The sequence below is a fragment of the Flavobacterium sp. SM2513 genome, from assembly GCF_050908145.1.
GTDB lineage: Bacteria > Bacteroidota > Bacteroidia > Flavobacteriales > Flavobacteriaceae > Flavobacterium.
Window position 1 is genome coordinate 1151436 of sequence record NZ_CP194228.1, and the last position, 15239, is coordinate 1166674.

Consider the following 15239-nt stretch of genomic DNA (forward strand, 5'->3'; position numbering starts at 1 on the left):
TTTTAAATAGATGAAAATTAAATTATACATTTTAGTATTGCTTTGTACCAACGCGCTTTTTGCACAAAAAGTGACGACTTCAATTGATACCACAAAAAACAAAATCGGAGCCCAATTCAATTTGACGTTAAAAACAGAAGTCGATACGGCAACTTTGGTAACATTTCCAGCAGGTAAAAATTTCGGTGCTTTAGAAGTAATCAGGTCGTATAAAATTGATACTCTTAAAAACGGCGGAAAATACGAGTTGATTAAGAAATACGGACTAACGCAATTTGATTCAGGAAATTATACCATTCCATCGTTGAAAGTTTTGATAGGCAAAAATGTGCTGTTTTCTGATTCTTTAAAAGTTTCAGTTCAAAATGTGGTTGTGGATACATTGAAACAAAAAATGTACGAAATCAAACCCATTGCCAAAGCGGAACGTTCCTCTTCATGGATTTGGAAATGGATTATTGGCATTTTACTAATTACTGGAATTGGCGCTTTGGTTTATTTCTTAATGAAAAAATTCCAAAAGAAAAAAATCGAAGCAGTTGTTTATAAGTCACCAATCGATAGAGCAACTAATTTGTTGAATAATCTTGAAAAGAAAGAACTTTGGCAAAAAGGAGCGGTTAAGGAATACTACAGTGAATTGACCGACATTGCCAGAAATTACATTGAAGAAGCCATTGAAATTCCAGCGATGGAAAGTACCACTTCGGAGTTAATTGAAGGCTTGCGAAAAGCATCTTTGAAAAAGAAAATGAAGATTTCGCCAGAAATTTTAGAGAATTTAGAACGTGTTTTGAAACAAGCGGATTTAGTAAAATTTGCCAAATCAAAACCTTTAGATTTCGAAATTGCAGAAGATAAAAAGAAAATTGAGAAAACAATTCTGACCTTAGACAACGCAATTCCTGAAGCGGTTGAGGACGAAGGCGATATTTTAAACGAAGCACAACGACAGAAATTAATCCAACAAAAATTACGCAAAAAGAAAATTACACGTATTGTAGTTTCAATAATTGTAGTTTTTGTGGTGCTTTTCGGGACTGCAATCTTTTTTATTGCTACACAAGGACTTGATTATGTAAAAGACAACTTGCTAGGCCATCCAACGAAAGATTTAGTGGAAGGCGAATGGGTAAAAAGTGAATATGGTGACCCAGGAATTCAAGTGGAAACGCCTAAAGTACTGAAACGAATTGACGTAAAGAAAACATTGCCCAAAGAGGCTTTTGCCCTAATAAAAGACATGCAAACGTTTACTTACGGAAGCATTTTGGATAACTTCTCAGTTAGTGTTGCTACTTTGCAATACAAACAAGAAACGCAAATTGACTTGAAAACAGGTATTGAAGGAACATTGCAAATTTTTGAATCACAAGGGGCTAAAAATATCATTTCAGAACAAGGAGATTTCAATACTCCCGAAGGAATTAGCGGTAGAAAAGGTTTTGGAACATTCACGATTTTGAATCCTATTGACAAGAAAAGTTACGATATGTATTTTGAAATTGTCCTTTTCAGTCAAAACGGCGGTTTGCAGCAAATTAATATTATTCAAAAGCAAAACGACCTTTATGCTAAAGAAATTTCAGAGCGAATTTTGAAATCCATTGAACTTAAAAAAGCCGACAAATAATGACAAATGTAACTTTTTTAAACCCCGGTTTCTTTTGGTTGTTTTTACTAATTCCATTTGTAATTGTATGGTATTTTTGGACACGAAAAAATCAAGCAGCAACTTTGAAAATGAGTTCGCTACAAGGTTTTAAACAGTCGAAATCGTTGGTAGCAAAATTAAAACCAGCGTTGTTTATCATGCGAATCTTAGCTTTATCAGCATTGATAATTGCTTTAGCAAGACCAAGAACGGTAGATATCAGTAGTCAAACCAAAACTACTAAAGGAATTGATATTGTTTTAGCCATCGACGTTTCAAGTAGTATGTTGGCCAAGGATTTAAAGCCAAACAGGATGGAGGCTTTGAAAAGAGTAGCCGCTGATTTTGTAGAATCAAGACCTAATGATAGAATTGGATTAGTTTTATATGCCGGGGAAAGTTATACAAAAGTTCCCGTAACAAGTGATAAAGCGGTCGTGATTGATGGATTAGACGGAATCAAATTTGATAATGTTTTACAAGACGGAACGGCAATTGGAACAGGTTTGGCTACAGCCGTAAACCGATTAAAAGACAGTAAGGCAAAAAGCAAAGTGATTATTTTGCTTACAGACGGTGTGAATAATTCTGGAACAATCGAGCCAGAAACAGCCTCAGATATTGCAAAAGAATACGGAATTAAAGTCTACACTATTGGTTTGGGAAGTAACGGAATGGCAATGTATCCGTATTCAATAGCTGCAAATGGCGACTTTATATTTAGAATGATGAAAGTGGAAATTGACGAACAATTGATGAAAAACATCGCGAAAAATACGGGCGGAAAATATTTTAGAGCCAATTCCAATCAAAAATTAGAATTGATTTACGATGAAATCAACAAATTGGAAACTACGGAAATTGAAGAACTAAAATTCTACGATTACGATGAAAAATACCGACCGTTTTTGATTTTTGCAGGAATCTTACTGTTGCTAGAAGTTGGATTGAGAAATACCGTTTACCGAAGTTTTATTTAAACCTTCGAATACTCAAAAGTTACCATGGAATTAGACGAAAAAAAATATTTATACCTTTTGATTATCCTGCCTATTTTGGCAGCTATTTTCTTGTACAATTTATATTGGAAAAGAAAAAAGCAACGTGAATTTGGTGATGTAGAATTAATAAAACAATTGACACCTGAAAAATCAGTTTTCAAATCAGTTTTGAAATTTGTAGTTCTCATGTTGGCTTTTGCTTGTTTGATTATCGCATTAGTGAATCCAAAAATCGGAACGAAAACAGAAACCTTAAAACGCGAAGGAATAGACATTGTTTTTGCAGTAGATGTTTCTAAAAGTATGCTTGCGGAAGATATTGCACCAAATCGTCTAGACAAAACCAAGCAAATTATTTCGCAAATCATCAACGAATTGGGTAACGACAGAATTGGAGTTGTAGCGTATGCCGGAAGTGCATTTCCTGTTTTACCATTGACTTCAGATTATGGTGTTGCCAAAATGTTTTTGCAAAGTATGAATCCCGGAATAGTTTCTTCCAAAGGAACGTCGTTAGAAGAAGCGATTAAAATTTCGGAATCGTATTTTGACCCCAAAAGTAAAACCAGCAAATTAGTAATTCTAATTTCTGATGGAGAAGACCATTCGGAAGGAGCAAAAAGTACAGCAGAAGAAGCTACAAAAGCAGGTTTGAAAATTCTTACAATTGGAGTCGGTACCACAAAAGGAGGGCCAATTCCACTCAAAAGAAATGGCGTTGTGCAAGGTTTTCAGCGTGACCGCCAAAATGAAGTAGTGGTTACCAAATTGAATGAAAGTAGTTTGCAAGAAATTGCAAAAATTACAAAGGGAAATTATATCAACGGTAAAAACACCAAAGAAGTAGTGGATTTTGTCAAAAATGCATTGGAAAACATCGAAAAAACCGAATTTGAATCAACACAGTTTACCGATTTTAATGCTCAGTTTCAGTGGTTTTTAGGATTCGGACTGTTGTTGCTTTTTGTAGATGTTTTCTTATTAGAGAAAAAAACAAATTGGTTGAGAAAGATGAATTTATTTAACGAAGAAAAACCCAAAAACTAAAATGATGAACTATAAAAACATAGTGATAGTCTTGGTAATTCTTTTTTCTTTGGTAGTAAAAGGACAAGAAAAAGATTCTAATTTGCCCGAGGGAAATGAAGCGTTCAAAGAAAAAAATTATTCGGGTGCCGAAACAAATTACCGAATTTCTGCTTCGAAATTTCCGAAAAATGCCAATTCGTATTACAATTTAGGAAATACAATTTATTCGATAAATCAGCCTGCTGAAGCTAAATTTGCGTATGAAAATGCCATAAAAAATGCCACAACAAGAGCTCAAAAACACAAAGCGTTTCACAATTTAGGTAACGTGTTGATGAAAGGAAAAAATTACCAAGGAGCTGTTGAAATTTACAAACAAGCTTTGATAAATGACCCTTCGGATGAGGAAACCCGATACAATTTTGCTTTAGCTAAAAAGATGTTGAAAGACAATCCGCCACCAAAAGACGATAAAAAAGACGACAAGAAAAACGATAAGGAAAAAGACGAGAAAAAAGAGCAGGATAAGAAAGATAAGGACGATAAGAAAGACGGGGATAAAGATAAAAAAGACGACAAAGACAAAGATAAAAAGGACGAAGGTAAAGATAAGAATGAAAATGGAAAACCGAAACCACAAGACGGTCAGATTTCAAAACAACGTATTCAGAACCTACTCGATGCCGTAAATAATGATGAGAAAAAAGTGCAGGAAAAGGTCAATGCACAAAAATTGAAGGGGAAACCGATGGAAACCGATAAAGATTGGTAAATCGATTTTAATTACAAAATGTAACTCATAAAAATGAAAAAGTTAGTTCTTTTATATATACTTTTTTTCAGCATAACTGCTTTTGCTCAAGTACAATTTGAAGCAAAAGTGAGTAAAAATTCCCTTGGACTAAACGAGCGACTTCGTGTTGACTTTGCAATGAATGCTGACGGGGACAACTTTACGCCACCAGATTTTGAAGGGTTTCGCGTGGTGAACGGACCCATGCAACAGGTCAGTCAATCGTGGGTGAATGGGAAAGTTACGTTCAATAAAGCATACTCATATTTTCTGATTCCTACTCGAAAAGGAAGTATAACTATTGACCAAGCAAGTATTGAAATTAACGGGCAAACCTATAAAACTTCTCCTTTAAAAATAAATGTAACTGCTGCAATTGACATTCCAAAAAATCCACAAGATTCACCTCAAATTTCAGCAGATGATGCAATACATTTGGTTGCCGAGGTTTCTAAAGCGAATCCATACATCAACGAACCCATTACAGTGGTTTATAAATTGTATTTCAGTTACAACGTCGGGATTTCCAATTTTCGTGAATTGGACAAACCGAAGTATAATGATTTTTGGAGTCAAAACATCGAGATTAAAAATTTGGAAGTGGAAGAAGGTACTTATAATGGCGAACGAACTCGCGTTATTACTTTGCGTAAAACCGTTTTATACCCGCAAAAATCAGGAAAATTAGTTCTCGAACCGCTTTCAATGGAACTAGATATAGAAATCCCGACGAATCGTAGAACGATGTTTGGACAATATGTAACTACTCAAGTTACCAAGCGTGTTTCGGCTGGAGCCAAAACCATCAACGTAAAAGCATTGCCAGAAAAAGGAAAGCCTGATGATTTTACAGGAGCGGTCGGAAGCTTTACTTTTGAAGCAACACCATCTAAAACGACCTTAAAACACGGCGAGAGTTTGGATTTAAAAGTGTCCGTTTCTGGTAAAGGAAATCTAAAATTATTTGATTTGCCTAAACCGGTTGTGCCAACTGCGTTAGAAATGTACGACCCTGTTCACAAAGAAAATGTGAATTCGCCATTAAGCGGAATGAGTGGTTCTATTTCCGATAGCTATGCAATTATTCCACAATTCAAAGGGGAATACCCAATAAAACCAATGACTTTTTCTTATTTTGATTTGAAGTCACAGACTTATAAAACCATTGTTTCTCCTGAGATCATGGTCAAAGTGTTAGACGGTCCGGAAAGCACAGAAGCGATTGCCGCTAAAAAGCCTGGTGAAAATTCGAATAAAAAAGCAATTTCAGCTGCTTCAAAGTTTGAGTTTATCAAATTGAAAACAAATTTAAAACCCATTAAGAAACCCGACTTTTTCGGAAGTTCATTATTCTATGGTTTGTTGGTAATTCCGTTTTTAGGGATTCCTGTTTTGATGATTTTTAGAAGTAAAAAAGAAGCGAGAGACGGCGATGTTTTAGGAAACCGCATTCGTCGTTCGAATAAATTAGCTAAAAAGTATTTGTCGCAAGCCAAAAAGCAGTTCCAAAATAAAGAGCTATTTTATATTGCTTTGGAAAAAGCATTGCATAATTTCTTGAAAGCCAAATTGCATATTGAAACTACAGAAATGAGTAAAGACACGATAACCACTATTTTATTACAACGCAAAGCAAAAGAGGAAACGGTTTCTGAATTTATAAAATTGGTTGAAAACTGCGAAATTGCGCGGTATGCACCATCGTCAAGTAGTGCAATTCACTCGGATTTTGATAAAGCAGTGGGATTGATTTCTGAATTAGAAAAACAAATTGTGTAAGACTATGAAGAATATACTTATTATATTATTGTTGCTTCCGCAAATTTTTCTTGCCCAAAATGGTTTTGAAAAAGGAAATGAATTGTACCATAAAAATCAGTTTCAAGATGCTGTTCAAGCGTATGAATCGGTTTTGAAAACCAACAAACAGTCCGCGGAATTGTATTTTAATCTGGGGAACTCCTACTATAAATTGAATAAAGTGGCTCCCGCGATTTATAATTTTGAAAAGGCATTATTGCTAAAGCCGAATGATAAGGACATTTTGAACAATTTAGCTTTCGCACAAAAGCTCCAAATTGATGAGGTGAAAGAAATCCCTGAAGTTGGTTTTGAAAAGGTACTGACGAATTTAACTTCATCTAGAAACTACAATTCTTGGGCTTGGGTGGCTGTTTTTGGTTCATTCTTCATCCTGTTGTTCTTTATCTTTTATTATTTTTCGCACAGTACTGTTTTAAAACGCTTATTTTTTGGTGGAATGTTTCTTTCCCTTTTGGTAATGTTATTGGCATTATTTGCGGCAATTTCAGAGAAAAACAACGACACATTGTTTCGTCCTGCAATCGTTTTTGACGAACAAGTTGAAGTGAAGTCAGAACCGAAAGCCGATGCTCCAAATGCTTTTATTTTACATGAAGGAACGAAAGTAGAAGTAAAAGAAAATCTCGATAATTGGCGAAGAATTGCACTTCCAGATGGAGCGGATGGGTGGATTTTGGACAGTTCAATAAAAGAATTGAAGTAGTCTTACTTAAATCTCATCTTCCTCCGAAGGATAAAATTCATCAAACCAACTTTCTAAAGCGGGATAAATTTTTCCAGATAACTGCAACGTAGGATAATATAAAATGGATTGGACCAACTGTTCTTTGGAAACAAAATTTGCTTTTACATTTATCTTTTGAAAAAAATGAAGTGAAACACTTATCAAAAGCAACGTTTTCAGTAAGCCAAAAAAAGCACCAGCAATTTTATTAAATATTCCCAAACCAGCAAATTTTGATAAAGTAGTGAGGGACTTGGCAAGTATAGAAAGTCCAACGATAACGGCAATAAACGTCAATGCAAATGCCGTAATCTGAATAGTTTTTGGTGACCAAGTTACATGCGAGCCTAGAATAGATTGTGCAAAAGAAGAAAATTTAATAGCAATAAAAATTCCTAAAATAAGGGAAAACAACGATGCGATTTCAATGAAAAAACCATTCATGAATCCACGAATCAATCCGTATAAAAGTAAACAGCCTAAAATTATGTCGATAGTTTGCATAGTAAAAAAACTTTAGGCAAGATACTGACTTTAGTAGAATAACCAAAAGCAACGACGTATCTTTGTCGCTTAAATTTCACAGAAGCAAAACGGCTTCTTTTCAATATATAACAAGAATGTCAAGAGATATACAGCTTAAAGAGCGTTGGGAAGACCTAGTGCAAAAGCTTTCGGACCAATTTTCTCAAGGAGAAGATTTGGACTTGGATGCCATCATTTACTTAATAGGTATTCAAGAATTGGGAAAAGTACACGTTAAATTCCCAAAAGACGAGAAATTAAATCTAATGCACATCGCTATTTGCCGATTATTAGAACCTTATGGGTTTTATACATTTGACCATGTCGACCAAGAAGGTTGGCCTCATTATAGTGTAAAAGAGGAATTGCCAACATTAAAAGCAGGTGAACAAACGGTTTTAATGAAAGAAGCGATTGTAAGTTATTTTTTGGAAAAAGAATATATAGATTAATATGCTGGAATAAATTCAGAATGACAAATCTTTAAAAAATTAGTGCTAATTCGTGTAATTTGTGTCCAGAAAAACTACGAAAAACCTTAAATTTGCACCTTTACAAGAAACGATGATAGACAAAATCAAAGCATATATTGCCGAAGCCCAATCTTTTTCAACAGATAACACGAGCGAATTAGAAGCATTCAGAATTCAATACCTTGGTACCAAAGGTTTACTGAAAACTCTTTTTGCTGAATTTAAAAATGTTCCGAACGAACAGAAAAAAGAATTTGGACAAGTAATTAATGCATTAAAAACTACTGCGGAAGAAAAGGTAAAACAACTTCAAGAAGCATTAGAAAACAAAGAAGAAATCAAAGGAATTTATGGCGATTTGACCCGTCCAGGCGAACCGTTTAAAGTAGGTTCTCGTCACCCGATTTCATTAGTAAAAAATCAAATCATCGATATTTTTTCAACCATCGGATTTAATGTTTCCGAAGGTCCAGAAATTGAGGACGATTGGCACAATTTTACCGCTTTAAACTTGCCCGAATACCATCCGGCTCGTGATATGCAAGATACTTTTTTCATCCAAACCAATCCAGATGTGTTGTTAAGAACCCATACTTCATCGGTTCAAGTACGTTACATGGAAGAAAATAAACCGCCAATTCGAACGATTTCTCCGGGAAGAGTTTTCAGAAATGAGGCCGTTTCAGCCCGTTCTCACTGTATATTTCACCAAATCGAAGGTTTGTATATCGACAAAGACGTTTCCTTTGCCGATTTAAAGCAAACGCTTTTATACTTCACCAAAGAGATGTTCGGAAAATCAAAAATCCGTTTACGTCCGTCGTATTTCCCGTTCACCGAACCAAGTGCTGAAATCGACATTTATTGGGGACTCAAAACCGAAACCGATTACCGAATTACCAAAGGAACCGGCTGGTTGGAAATTGGTGGTTGTGGAATGGTTGACCCGAATGTTCTAAAAAACTGCGGTATCGATTCGGAAGAATACACTGGTTTTGCTTTCGGAATGGGAGTGGAGCGAATTGCGATGTTACTTCACCAAATTGGAGATATTCGTATGTTCTATGAAAACGATGTGCGTTTCTTAGAGCAATTCAAGTCGAGTATTTAAGGTTTTTGAAGCGAATGGCTTGGGCGTTTCAGCAATCCGTATTCCTGCTGCAGGAACTCGCTTCCCGAAGAAAAATCGGGAGAGCTCAAACAATTCCAGCATCAGGGCTATTTAGTTTTTCATTATTTTAAAAATTAACTTCGAGACTTCGTGCCTTCGTGGCAAAATAACATGAAAAAAGACATTCAAATTCCAACCGTCGAAAACGTATTTCTTGCTGCAGTACAAGAATTTAGCGTTGAGTTCAATGAAAAAGTATGGTACGTTTATTTAGTAAATGATAGCGATTTTAATTTAGACAGTGTCATGATTGTCTCCAAAGCATTTGGAACTTTGGACGGAGAAATGAAGAAAACATCGTTATTGCGACATGCTTTTCCTAGCGTTCCAGCAGTTTCAGTTGTAAAAGTGGAATTACTCGAAAACAGTGTTTTAGCTTTGAATAATGAATTTATGCTTACCTATTTCATCGAAAATAAAATGTACGACAAAGTATTTATTTTTAAAAGCAATTCTATAAATGAAAATGCTACGGAAGAAGTTCCGATTTTATTTGTAGAAGGAATTATTGAAAGATAAACAATAAATAAAAAAAGGAAGCTCTCACTTCCTTTTTTTATTTAATCCAATCGATCCGTTAATTTCTTAAACACTTTCTTAGCTTCTTTACCTTCATACAGGATGCTATAAACGGCATCGATAATAGGTGTTTTAGCGCCATATTTCTGATTGAGGTGGTAAGCGCTTTTAGTAGCATAGTATCCTTCTGAAACCATTGTCATTTCCATCATGGCACTCTTAACCGTATATCCTTTACCAATCATATTTCCAAAAGTCCTATTTCTTGAGAACACCGAATAACCTGTAACCAATAAATCACCTAAATACGCCGAATTATTGATGTTACGTTTCATCTTGTGTACTTCGCGTATAAAACGTTTCATTTCGCGAATTCCGTTACTCATTAATACCGCTTGAAAGTTATCTCCATATCCTAAACCATGTGCGATTCCGGCTGCAATTGCATAAATGTTTTTCAACATTGCGGCATATTCAGTTCCAACGATGTCATCAGATATTTTAGTTTTAATATAATTTCCAGCTAAACATGTCGCCACCACTTTCGCTTTTTTAGCATCTCCACAAGCTATTGTCAAGTAAGATAGACGTTCCAAGGCAACTTCTTCAGCATGACAAGGACCCGTAATTACACCGATGTTTTCATAACCAATATCATACATCTGATGAAAATGTTCACCAACAATTAAACTCGTTTCTGGAACAATACCTTTAATGGCAGAAAAGATAACTTTGTCTTTCAAACTAGCAGTCAATTTCTGTAATTCTCCGTTCAAAAACGCTGAAGGAATAGCAAATACAATATAATCGGCATATTCGATGGCTTCATTAATATCACTTGTCAATCGCAACTGTTCAATATGAAATTCAACGGAGCTTAAATAATTTGGATTGTGATGAAACTCTTTCAAATGACTAATGGCATCCTCGTTACGCATGTACCAAGCAATTTCAGGTAGATTTACACACAACATTTTGGCAATCGCGGTTGCCCAACTTCCTCCCCCTATTACTGCAAATTTTGGCTGCTCTGTCATCATTTTCTTTTTTTAAAGCTGAAATATTTGTGTCAAAAATACTTCTTTTAAAATTAATAACCATAAATTTCTCCAATGAACACGCGTGTTTAAAGGCTCTTTGAATTATTTTTTTAAAATAAAGTTAAAATTATGATTTTCAGTATACTATATTTTAGAAACTTGCGTTATAATGTAACAGTAGGATCAGATTCCTATTAGTTATAAAGTTTAGAGTTAGTTAAGATTTTGTTTTTGGTGTTTTGAAAAAGGCACTGCTGAAAAATATTCAGCAGTGCCTTTTGATTTGAAGTTGGTAGCTTTTAATAACTCATTTCTACAATTTGCTTTACTTTTTCTGGAGTCAAATTTTGTTTTTCTCCCATAGCAATCCAGCCTCTTTCTTGGAAACGATTTGAAATAAACGAAGCCGCTTTTTCGAAATCATCGGTATATTGAGATAGTTTGGTGTCCATTCCCATTAAGTGGAAAAACTCTACGGTTTTATTAATTGCTTCTCTTGCAATCTCATCGTCGCTTCCCGCTAAATGAAAAATACGTTTTCCGTATTGAGCCAGTTTCTCTTTTTTAGTTTCAAAAAGAACGGTGTACAAGTGAGGTCCAACGATTGCCAAAGTTCTTGCGTGGTCAATTCCGTATAAAGCCGTTAATTCATGGCCAATCATGTGAGTAGTCCAGTCTGTTGGTACGCCCTTATTCAAAAGCCCATTTAAAGCCATCGTACAAGACCACATATAGTTTGATGCTAAAGCATAATCCGTTGGGTGTTCCACTACTTTTGGACCTATTTCTATTAACGTAGTCAAAATTCCTTCGGCTATCCTATCTTGCAAATAAGCCTCGTGAGGATACGTTAAATATTGCTCCATTACATGTGTAAAAGCATCAACAATTCCATTTTGAATTTGTCTTTTTGGCAATGATTCAATTACGGTTGGGTCGCAAATTGAGAATTGAGGAAACAAAGCAGAACCTCCAAAAGCTAATTTTTCTTGAGTAGATTCGATGGTAACCACTGCTCCAGAATTCATTTCACTTCCGGTTGCTGGTAAAGTCAACACGGTTCCAAAAGGAATTGTATTTTCTTTAATCAAAATTCTCTTTTGTAGAATTTCAATTGGATTTCCGTCGTAATTTGTCGCTCCTGAGATGAATTTCACACCATCAATCACACTTCCACCACCTACGGCTAAAATAAAATCAATCTTTTTTTCCTTTACAATAGCAACTGCTTTTTGCAATGTTTCAAAATGGGGATTTGGCTCAATTCCGCCAAATTCTGTTACTTCAAAATCTTTTAGATTGTCCATAACAGACTTGTAAATTCCATTTTTGAAGATACTTCCTCCGCCGTATGCCAATAATACTTTAGCATTTTTAGGGATTAAAGTACTTAACTTTTCCATTTGCCCTTTTCCAAAAATATAGTTGGTAGGATTGTATAGTTCGAAGTTTAACATGTTTTTTAGTTTAATTGTTTTAGTAATTTTTCTGCAACTAGTTTTGATGAAGCTGGATTCTGACCTGTAATCAATAATCCATCTTCCACAGCATAAGGATTCCAGTCTGCTGTTTTAGAGTAAATTCCGCCATTTGATTTTAATACATCTTCTAATAGGAAAGGAACAACTTTAGTCAATCCAACCGCTTCTTCTTCTGAATTCGTAAAACCAGTTACCTTTTTGCCTTTCACTAAATAGTCACCATTTACTTTAACGTCTTTCAATACGCCAGGAGCGTGACAAACAAAAGCAACAGGTTTGTTATTCATATAAAATGACTCGATTAATGCAATCGAGTTCTTGTCGTTTGCTAAATCCCATAATGGTCCGTGTCCACCTGGGTAGAAAACAGCATCGTAATCGCCTTGTTTTACATCCGCTAATTTGAGCGTTTGTTTCAATTTAGATTGCAAAGCAGTATCGTTATCAAATCTTTTTGTGTCTTCTGTTACTGAAGATGGGTCAGCACTTTTTGGATCAATAGGCGGCTGTCCTCCAAGTGGCGAAGCGATGTCAATTTGAACGCCATTATCGGACAACTCGTAATAAGGAGCGACTAACTCTTCAATCCAAAATCCGGTTTTTTCTCCTGTGTCTCCTAGTTTATCGTGACTAGTGACTACAAATAATACTTTTTTCATCTTTTTTTTATTTTGTGAAATTGCAGTGATGCAACTCATTGTTAAAATTACGATTAATAATAATCCTCTTTTGTTCATATTTGATTTTTGTTTTACAAATTTACAACAGTTATGTTATTTGTAAAAATAATTTAAATTATGTTTGTGATAAATATATTTATATCATGGTGAATTTAGAATGGTATCGAACCTTCAAATCAGTATATAAAAACGGCAACTTTTCTTTGGCAGCAAAAGAGTTATTTATCAGTCAACCAGCGGTCAGTCAGCAGATTTCCATGTTGGAAGCCCATGTGGGTTACAAATTATTCAACAGAAAGTCAAAAGGAGTGGAGCCAACGGAATATGCGAAACTACTGAACAACTTAATTATTGAAGCACTCGACCGTTTGGAGAATGTAGAAAATGGTTTCAGGTCGAAAGCGTTGGATGCAAATAGATTGATTACGGTAGGTATTTCGAAACATTTATTTTATAGTCTCGGGAGTAAGTTGATTTCTGAATTCGATTATATCGATTTTAGTTTTCATGAAAACAATGCCTTATTCGAGTTGGTTAATGCTAAGAAGCTTGATTTCGCTATTGTAACCGACAAGTACGATACATTTGATACGTTGCAGACAAAGGTTGGCGAGATGAAGCAAATTATTGTGGCTTCTACCAATCTTGATGCAAACACTTTAAAAAGCAGTATTAAGGAAAGTGATTATGTAGCAATTGAAAGTTGGTTAAACGAGCAAAAATGGTACAGCCACGATGCAGGAATTCCGCATATAAAACTATTTTGGTTGCATGTGTTCAATAAGAAACGTCCGTCGATGATTCCTAATTATATTATTCCATCTGAATATGAAATGTTAGAAGTGCTTTCAAAGAACACAGGTGTAACGGTTACTTGGAACATCAATGCCAAGTCTTTTATTGAAGAAGAACGGTTGCAAGTACTTTGGGAAAGTGACCAAATGCCACTGACCTCAATTTATCTATTATCGGCAAAAAATGCTAGTTTTAATTCTGGGGCACAATTGATAGAAGACCAATTGAAAAAAGTTTTGTGTTGATTTACTTGGTGTAAAACAAATTATGGTCAATAAAATCGGCTACTTTTCCCGGAAGCATTGGAGCGATGTTCTTCTTGTTTTTAATCGCATTTCGAATGAAAGTAGACGAAATTTCTACAATGGGAGCTTCAATAATATGGATTTTCGATTGGAAATCTTTCAGAAAAGGAAGTTCAGGTTTGGGTTCAGCGGAAATTCGAGGGTAAACATATAGCTCATGATTTTGCAAAATCACTTCGTAGTTCTTCCACTTTTGCAAGGAATTCAAATTGTCTTCACCCATGATTAAGGCAAATTCATGTGTGGGAAACTTCTCTTTTAAATGAACCAACGTATTTACAGTATAGTTAGGTTGCGAAAGTTTAAACTCAATATCCGAAGGTTTTAGTTTAGGATAATCTGCGGTAGCCAGATGAACCATTTCTAATCGGTGGTAATCATCAAGCAATGTGCTCTTCTTTTTTAGCGGATTGTGAGGCGTGACTACCATCCAAATCTGCTCCAAATCAGTAAACTCAGCAAAGTAATTGGCAATAATCAAATGGCCAATGTGAATGGGGTTAAAAGTTCCGAAATACAATCCTACTTTCATTTTTGATTTAAGATTTAGGGTTTAAGATTTAGGATTTAGTTGGAGATTAAAAATGCTACTCCACCAGTTTTAAATAATCATGTACCAAAGTGTACGCATCATTCTTGGCAATTTCCAAATCATAGTTTTTCAAAATGATGTCAAATTTATCCGATTCCGCAATTTCACGTTCGGCTTTCGCCAATCGCATTTGGATTTTCTCGTCGGTTTCTGTTTGGCGGAAACGCAAGCGTCTTTCTAATTCTTCCACGGAAGGCGGACTCACAAAAACAGCTAATGTTTTATTTGGGAATTGTTTCTTGATGTTCAAACCACCAATCACATCAATGTCAAAAATCACGTGTTTGCCCAAAGCCCAGATGCGTTCCAATTCGGTTTTTAACGTGCCGTAATAGTTGTCTTTGTACACTTCTTCGTATTCCACAAATGCGTTTGCCGCAATCTTAGCTTGAAATTCTTCTGCAGATAAGTAGTAATAATCTTTTCCATGTGCTTCATCACCTCGTTTTTCGCGCGATGTTGCCGAAATAGAAAAGTCTAAATGCAGTTCTTTTTGTTCAAGAAGGTATTTTACAATCGTTGTCTTGCCTGAACCCGAAGGTGCTGAAAAAACAATTAATTTTCCGTTGTTCATAATCTTTTATTTCAGGTTTAAAGTTTTTGCCTTACTACTTGCAAACCCGTCTTAATACT

16 protein-coding genes are annotated in these 15239 nt (G+C 35.2%); 10 read left to right on the plus strand and 6 right to left on the minus strand.

Going from position 1 to position 15239, the window contains the following annotated elements; translation table 11 throughout:
- Window positions 1-10 precede the first annotated feature (10 nt).
- Genes ACQ5J2_RS04655 through ACQ5J2_RS04680 form a run of 6 tightly spaced genes read left to right on the plus strand, consistent with a single transcriptional unit; the run spans window position 11 to window position 7004 of the window.
- A complete protein-coding gene (locus ACQ5J2_RS04655; protein ID WP_432672569.1) occupies window positions 11-1633 on the plus strand; it encodes a hypothetical protein in 1623 nt (540 codons plus the stop codon).
- Complete coding sequence (locus ACQ5J2_RS04660; protein ID WP_432672570.1) at window positions 1633-2634, plus strand: vWA domain-containing protein; 1002 nt, start codon at window positions 1633-1635, stop codon at window positions 2632-2634. Before ACQ5J2_RS04655 ends, ACQ5J2_RS04660 begins: the two co-directional genes overlap by 1 nt.
- A 24-nt stretch (window positions 2635-2658) precedes the next feature.
- Window positions 2659-3702, plus strand: a complete 1044-nt coding sequence (locus ACQ5J2_RS04665) for a vWA domain-containing protein (RefSeq protein WP_432672571.1) — start codon at window positions 2659-2661, stop codon at window positions 3700-3702.
- A gap of 1 nt (window position 3703) precedes the next feature.
- Window positions 3704-4456 carry a tetratricopeptide repeat protein gene (locus ACQ5J2_RS04670; RefSeq protein WP_432672572.1) on the plus strand — a complete coding sequence of 251 codons (753 nt, stop codon included), beginning with the start codon at window positions 3704-3706 and terminating at the stop codon, window positions 4454-4456.
- 33 nt (window positions 4457-4489) lie between these two features.
- Window positions 4490-6256 (plus strand): BatD family protein, encoded by a 1767-nt coding sequence (locus tag ACQ5J2_RS04675; RefSeq protein WP_432672573.1) that lies wholly within the window; start codon window positions 4490-4492, stop codon window positions 6254-6256.
- A 4-nt stretch (window positions 6257-6260) separates the two neighbouring features.
- The gene (locus ACQ5J2_RS04680) at window positions 6261-7004 is read left to right on the plus strand and encodes a tetratricopeptide repeat protein (protein ID WP_432672574.1); all 744 of its coding nucleotides are present in this window, start codon (window positions 6261-6263) and stop codon (window positions 7002-7004) included.
- Window positions 7005-7010: 6 nt separating this feature from the next.
- On the opposite strand, the gene ACQ5J2_RS04685 is transcribed toward ACQ5J2_RS04680, so the two are convergent.
- Window positions 7011-7529, minus strand: coding sequence for a CvpA family protein (locus tag ACQ5J2_RS04685; RefSeq protein WP_432672575.1), 519 nt, complete (start codon window positions 7527-7529; stop codon window positions 7011-7013).
- Window positions 7530-7645: 116 nt separating this feature from the next.
- On the opposite strand from ACQ5J2_RS04685, the gene ACQ5J2_RS04690 reads away from it, so the two are divergent.
- From ACQ5J2_RS04690 to ACQ5J2_RS04700, 3 genes are all read left to right on the plus strand, one after another.
- Entirely contained in the window at window positions 7646-8002 is a 357-nt protein-coding gene (locus tag ACQ5J2_RS04690) for a hypothetical protein (protein WP_432672576.1), read from the plus strand.
- 112 nt (window positions 8003-8114) lie between these two features.
- On the plus strand, window positions 8115-9134 hold the full coding sequence (gene pheS / locus ACQ5J2_RS04695; protein WP_432672577.1) for a phenylalanine--tRNA ligase subunit alpha: 1020 nt from the start codon (window positions 8115-8117) through the stop codon (window positions 9132-9134).
- 171 nt (window positions 9135-9305) lie between these two features.
- The gene (locus tag ACQ5J2_RS04700; protein ID WP_432672578.1) at window positions 9306-9713 is read left to right on the plus strand and encodes a hypothetical protein; all 408 of its coding nucleotides are present in this window, start codon (window positions 9306-9308) and stop codon (window positions 9711-9713) included.
- Window positions 9714-9754: 41 nt separating this feature from the next.
- Here ACQ5J2_RS04700 and ACQ5J2_RS04705 read toward each other — a convergent pair whose 3' ends face one another.
- The 3 genes from ACQ5J2_RS04705 to ACQ5J2_RS04715 form a co-directional block, all read right to left on the minus strand.
- Window positions 9755-10750: an NAD(P)H-dependent glycerol-3-phosphate dehydrogenase gene (locus ACQ5J2_RS04705; protein WP_432673256.1), complete on the minus strand. Its 996-nt coding sequence runs from the start codon at window positions 10748-10750 to the stop codon at window positions 9755-9757.
- A gap of 302 nt (window positions 10751-11052) precedes the next feature.
- Complete coding sequence (locus ACQ5J2_RS04710) at window positions 11053-12210, minus strand: iron-containing alcohol dehydrogenase (RefSeq protein ID WP_432672579.1); 1158 nt, start codon at window positions 12208-12210, stop codon at window positions 11053-11055.
- A 5-nt stretch (window positions 12211-12215) separates the two neighbouring features.
- Window positions 12216-12893 carry a type 1 glutamine amidotransferase domain-containing protein gene (locus ACQ5J2_RS04715; RefSeq protein ID WP_432672580.1) on the minus strand — a complete coding sequence of 226 codons (678 nt, stop codon included), beginning with the start codon at window positions 12891-12893 and terminating at the stop codon, window positions 12216-12218.
- A gap of 164 nt (window positions 12894-13057) precedes the next feature.
- Between ACQ5J2_RS04715 and ACQ5J2_RS04720 the strand changes: the two genes are divergently transcribed.
- Window positions 13058-13954, plus strand: a complete 897-nt coding sequence (locus tag ACQ5J2_RS04720) for a LysR family transcriptional regulator (RefSeq protein WP_432672581.1) — start codon at window positions 13058-13060, stop codon at window positions 13952-13954.
- A 1-nt stretch (window position 13955) separates the two neighbouring features.
- Here the strand turns inward: ACQ5J2_RS04720 and nadD are convergent, their stop codons facing one another.
- Together nadD and gmk are read right to left on the minus strand one after the other, a co-directional pair.
- Window positions 13956-14546: a nicotinate (nicotinamide) nucleotide adenylyltransferase gene (gene nadD / locus ACQ5J2_RS04725; RefSeq protein WP_432672582.1), complete on the minus strand. Its 591-nt coding sequence runs from the start codon at window positions 14544-14546 to the stop codon at window positions 13956-13958.
- A gap of 55 nt (window positions 14547-14601) precedes the next feature.
- Window positions 14602-15180, minus strand: coding sequence for a guanylate kinase (gene gmk, locus ACQ5J2_RS04730; RefSeq protein WP_432672583.1), 579 nt, complete (start codon window positions 15178-15180; stop codon window positions 14602-14604).
- Between the last annotated feature and the right edge of the window lie 59 nt (window positions 15181-15239).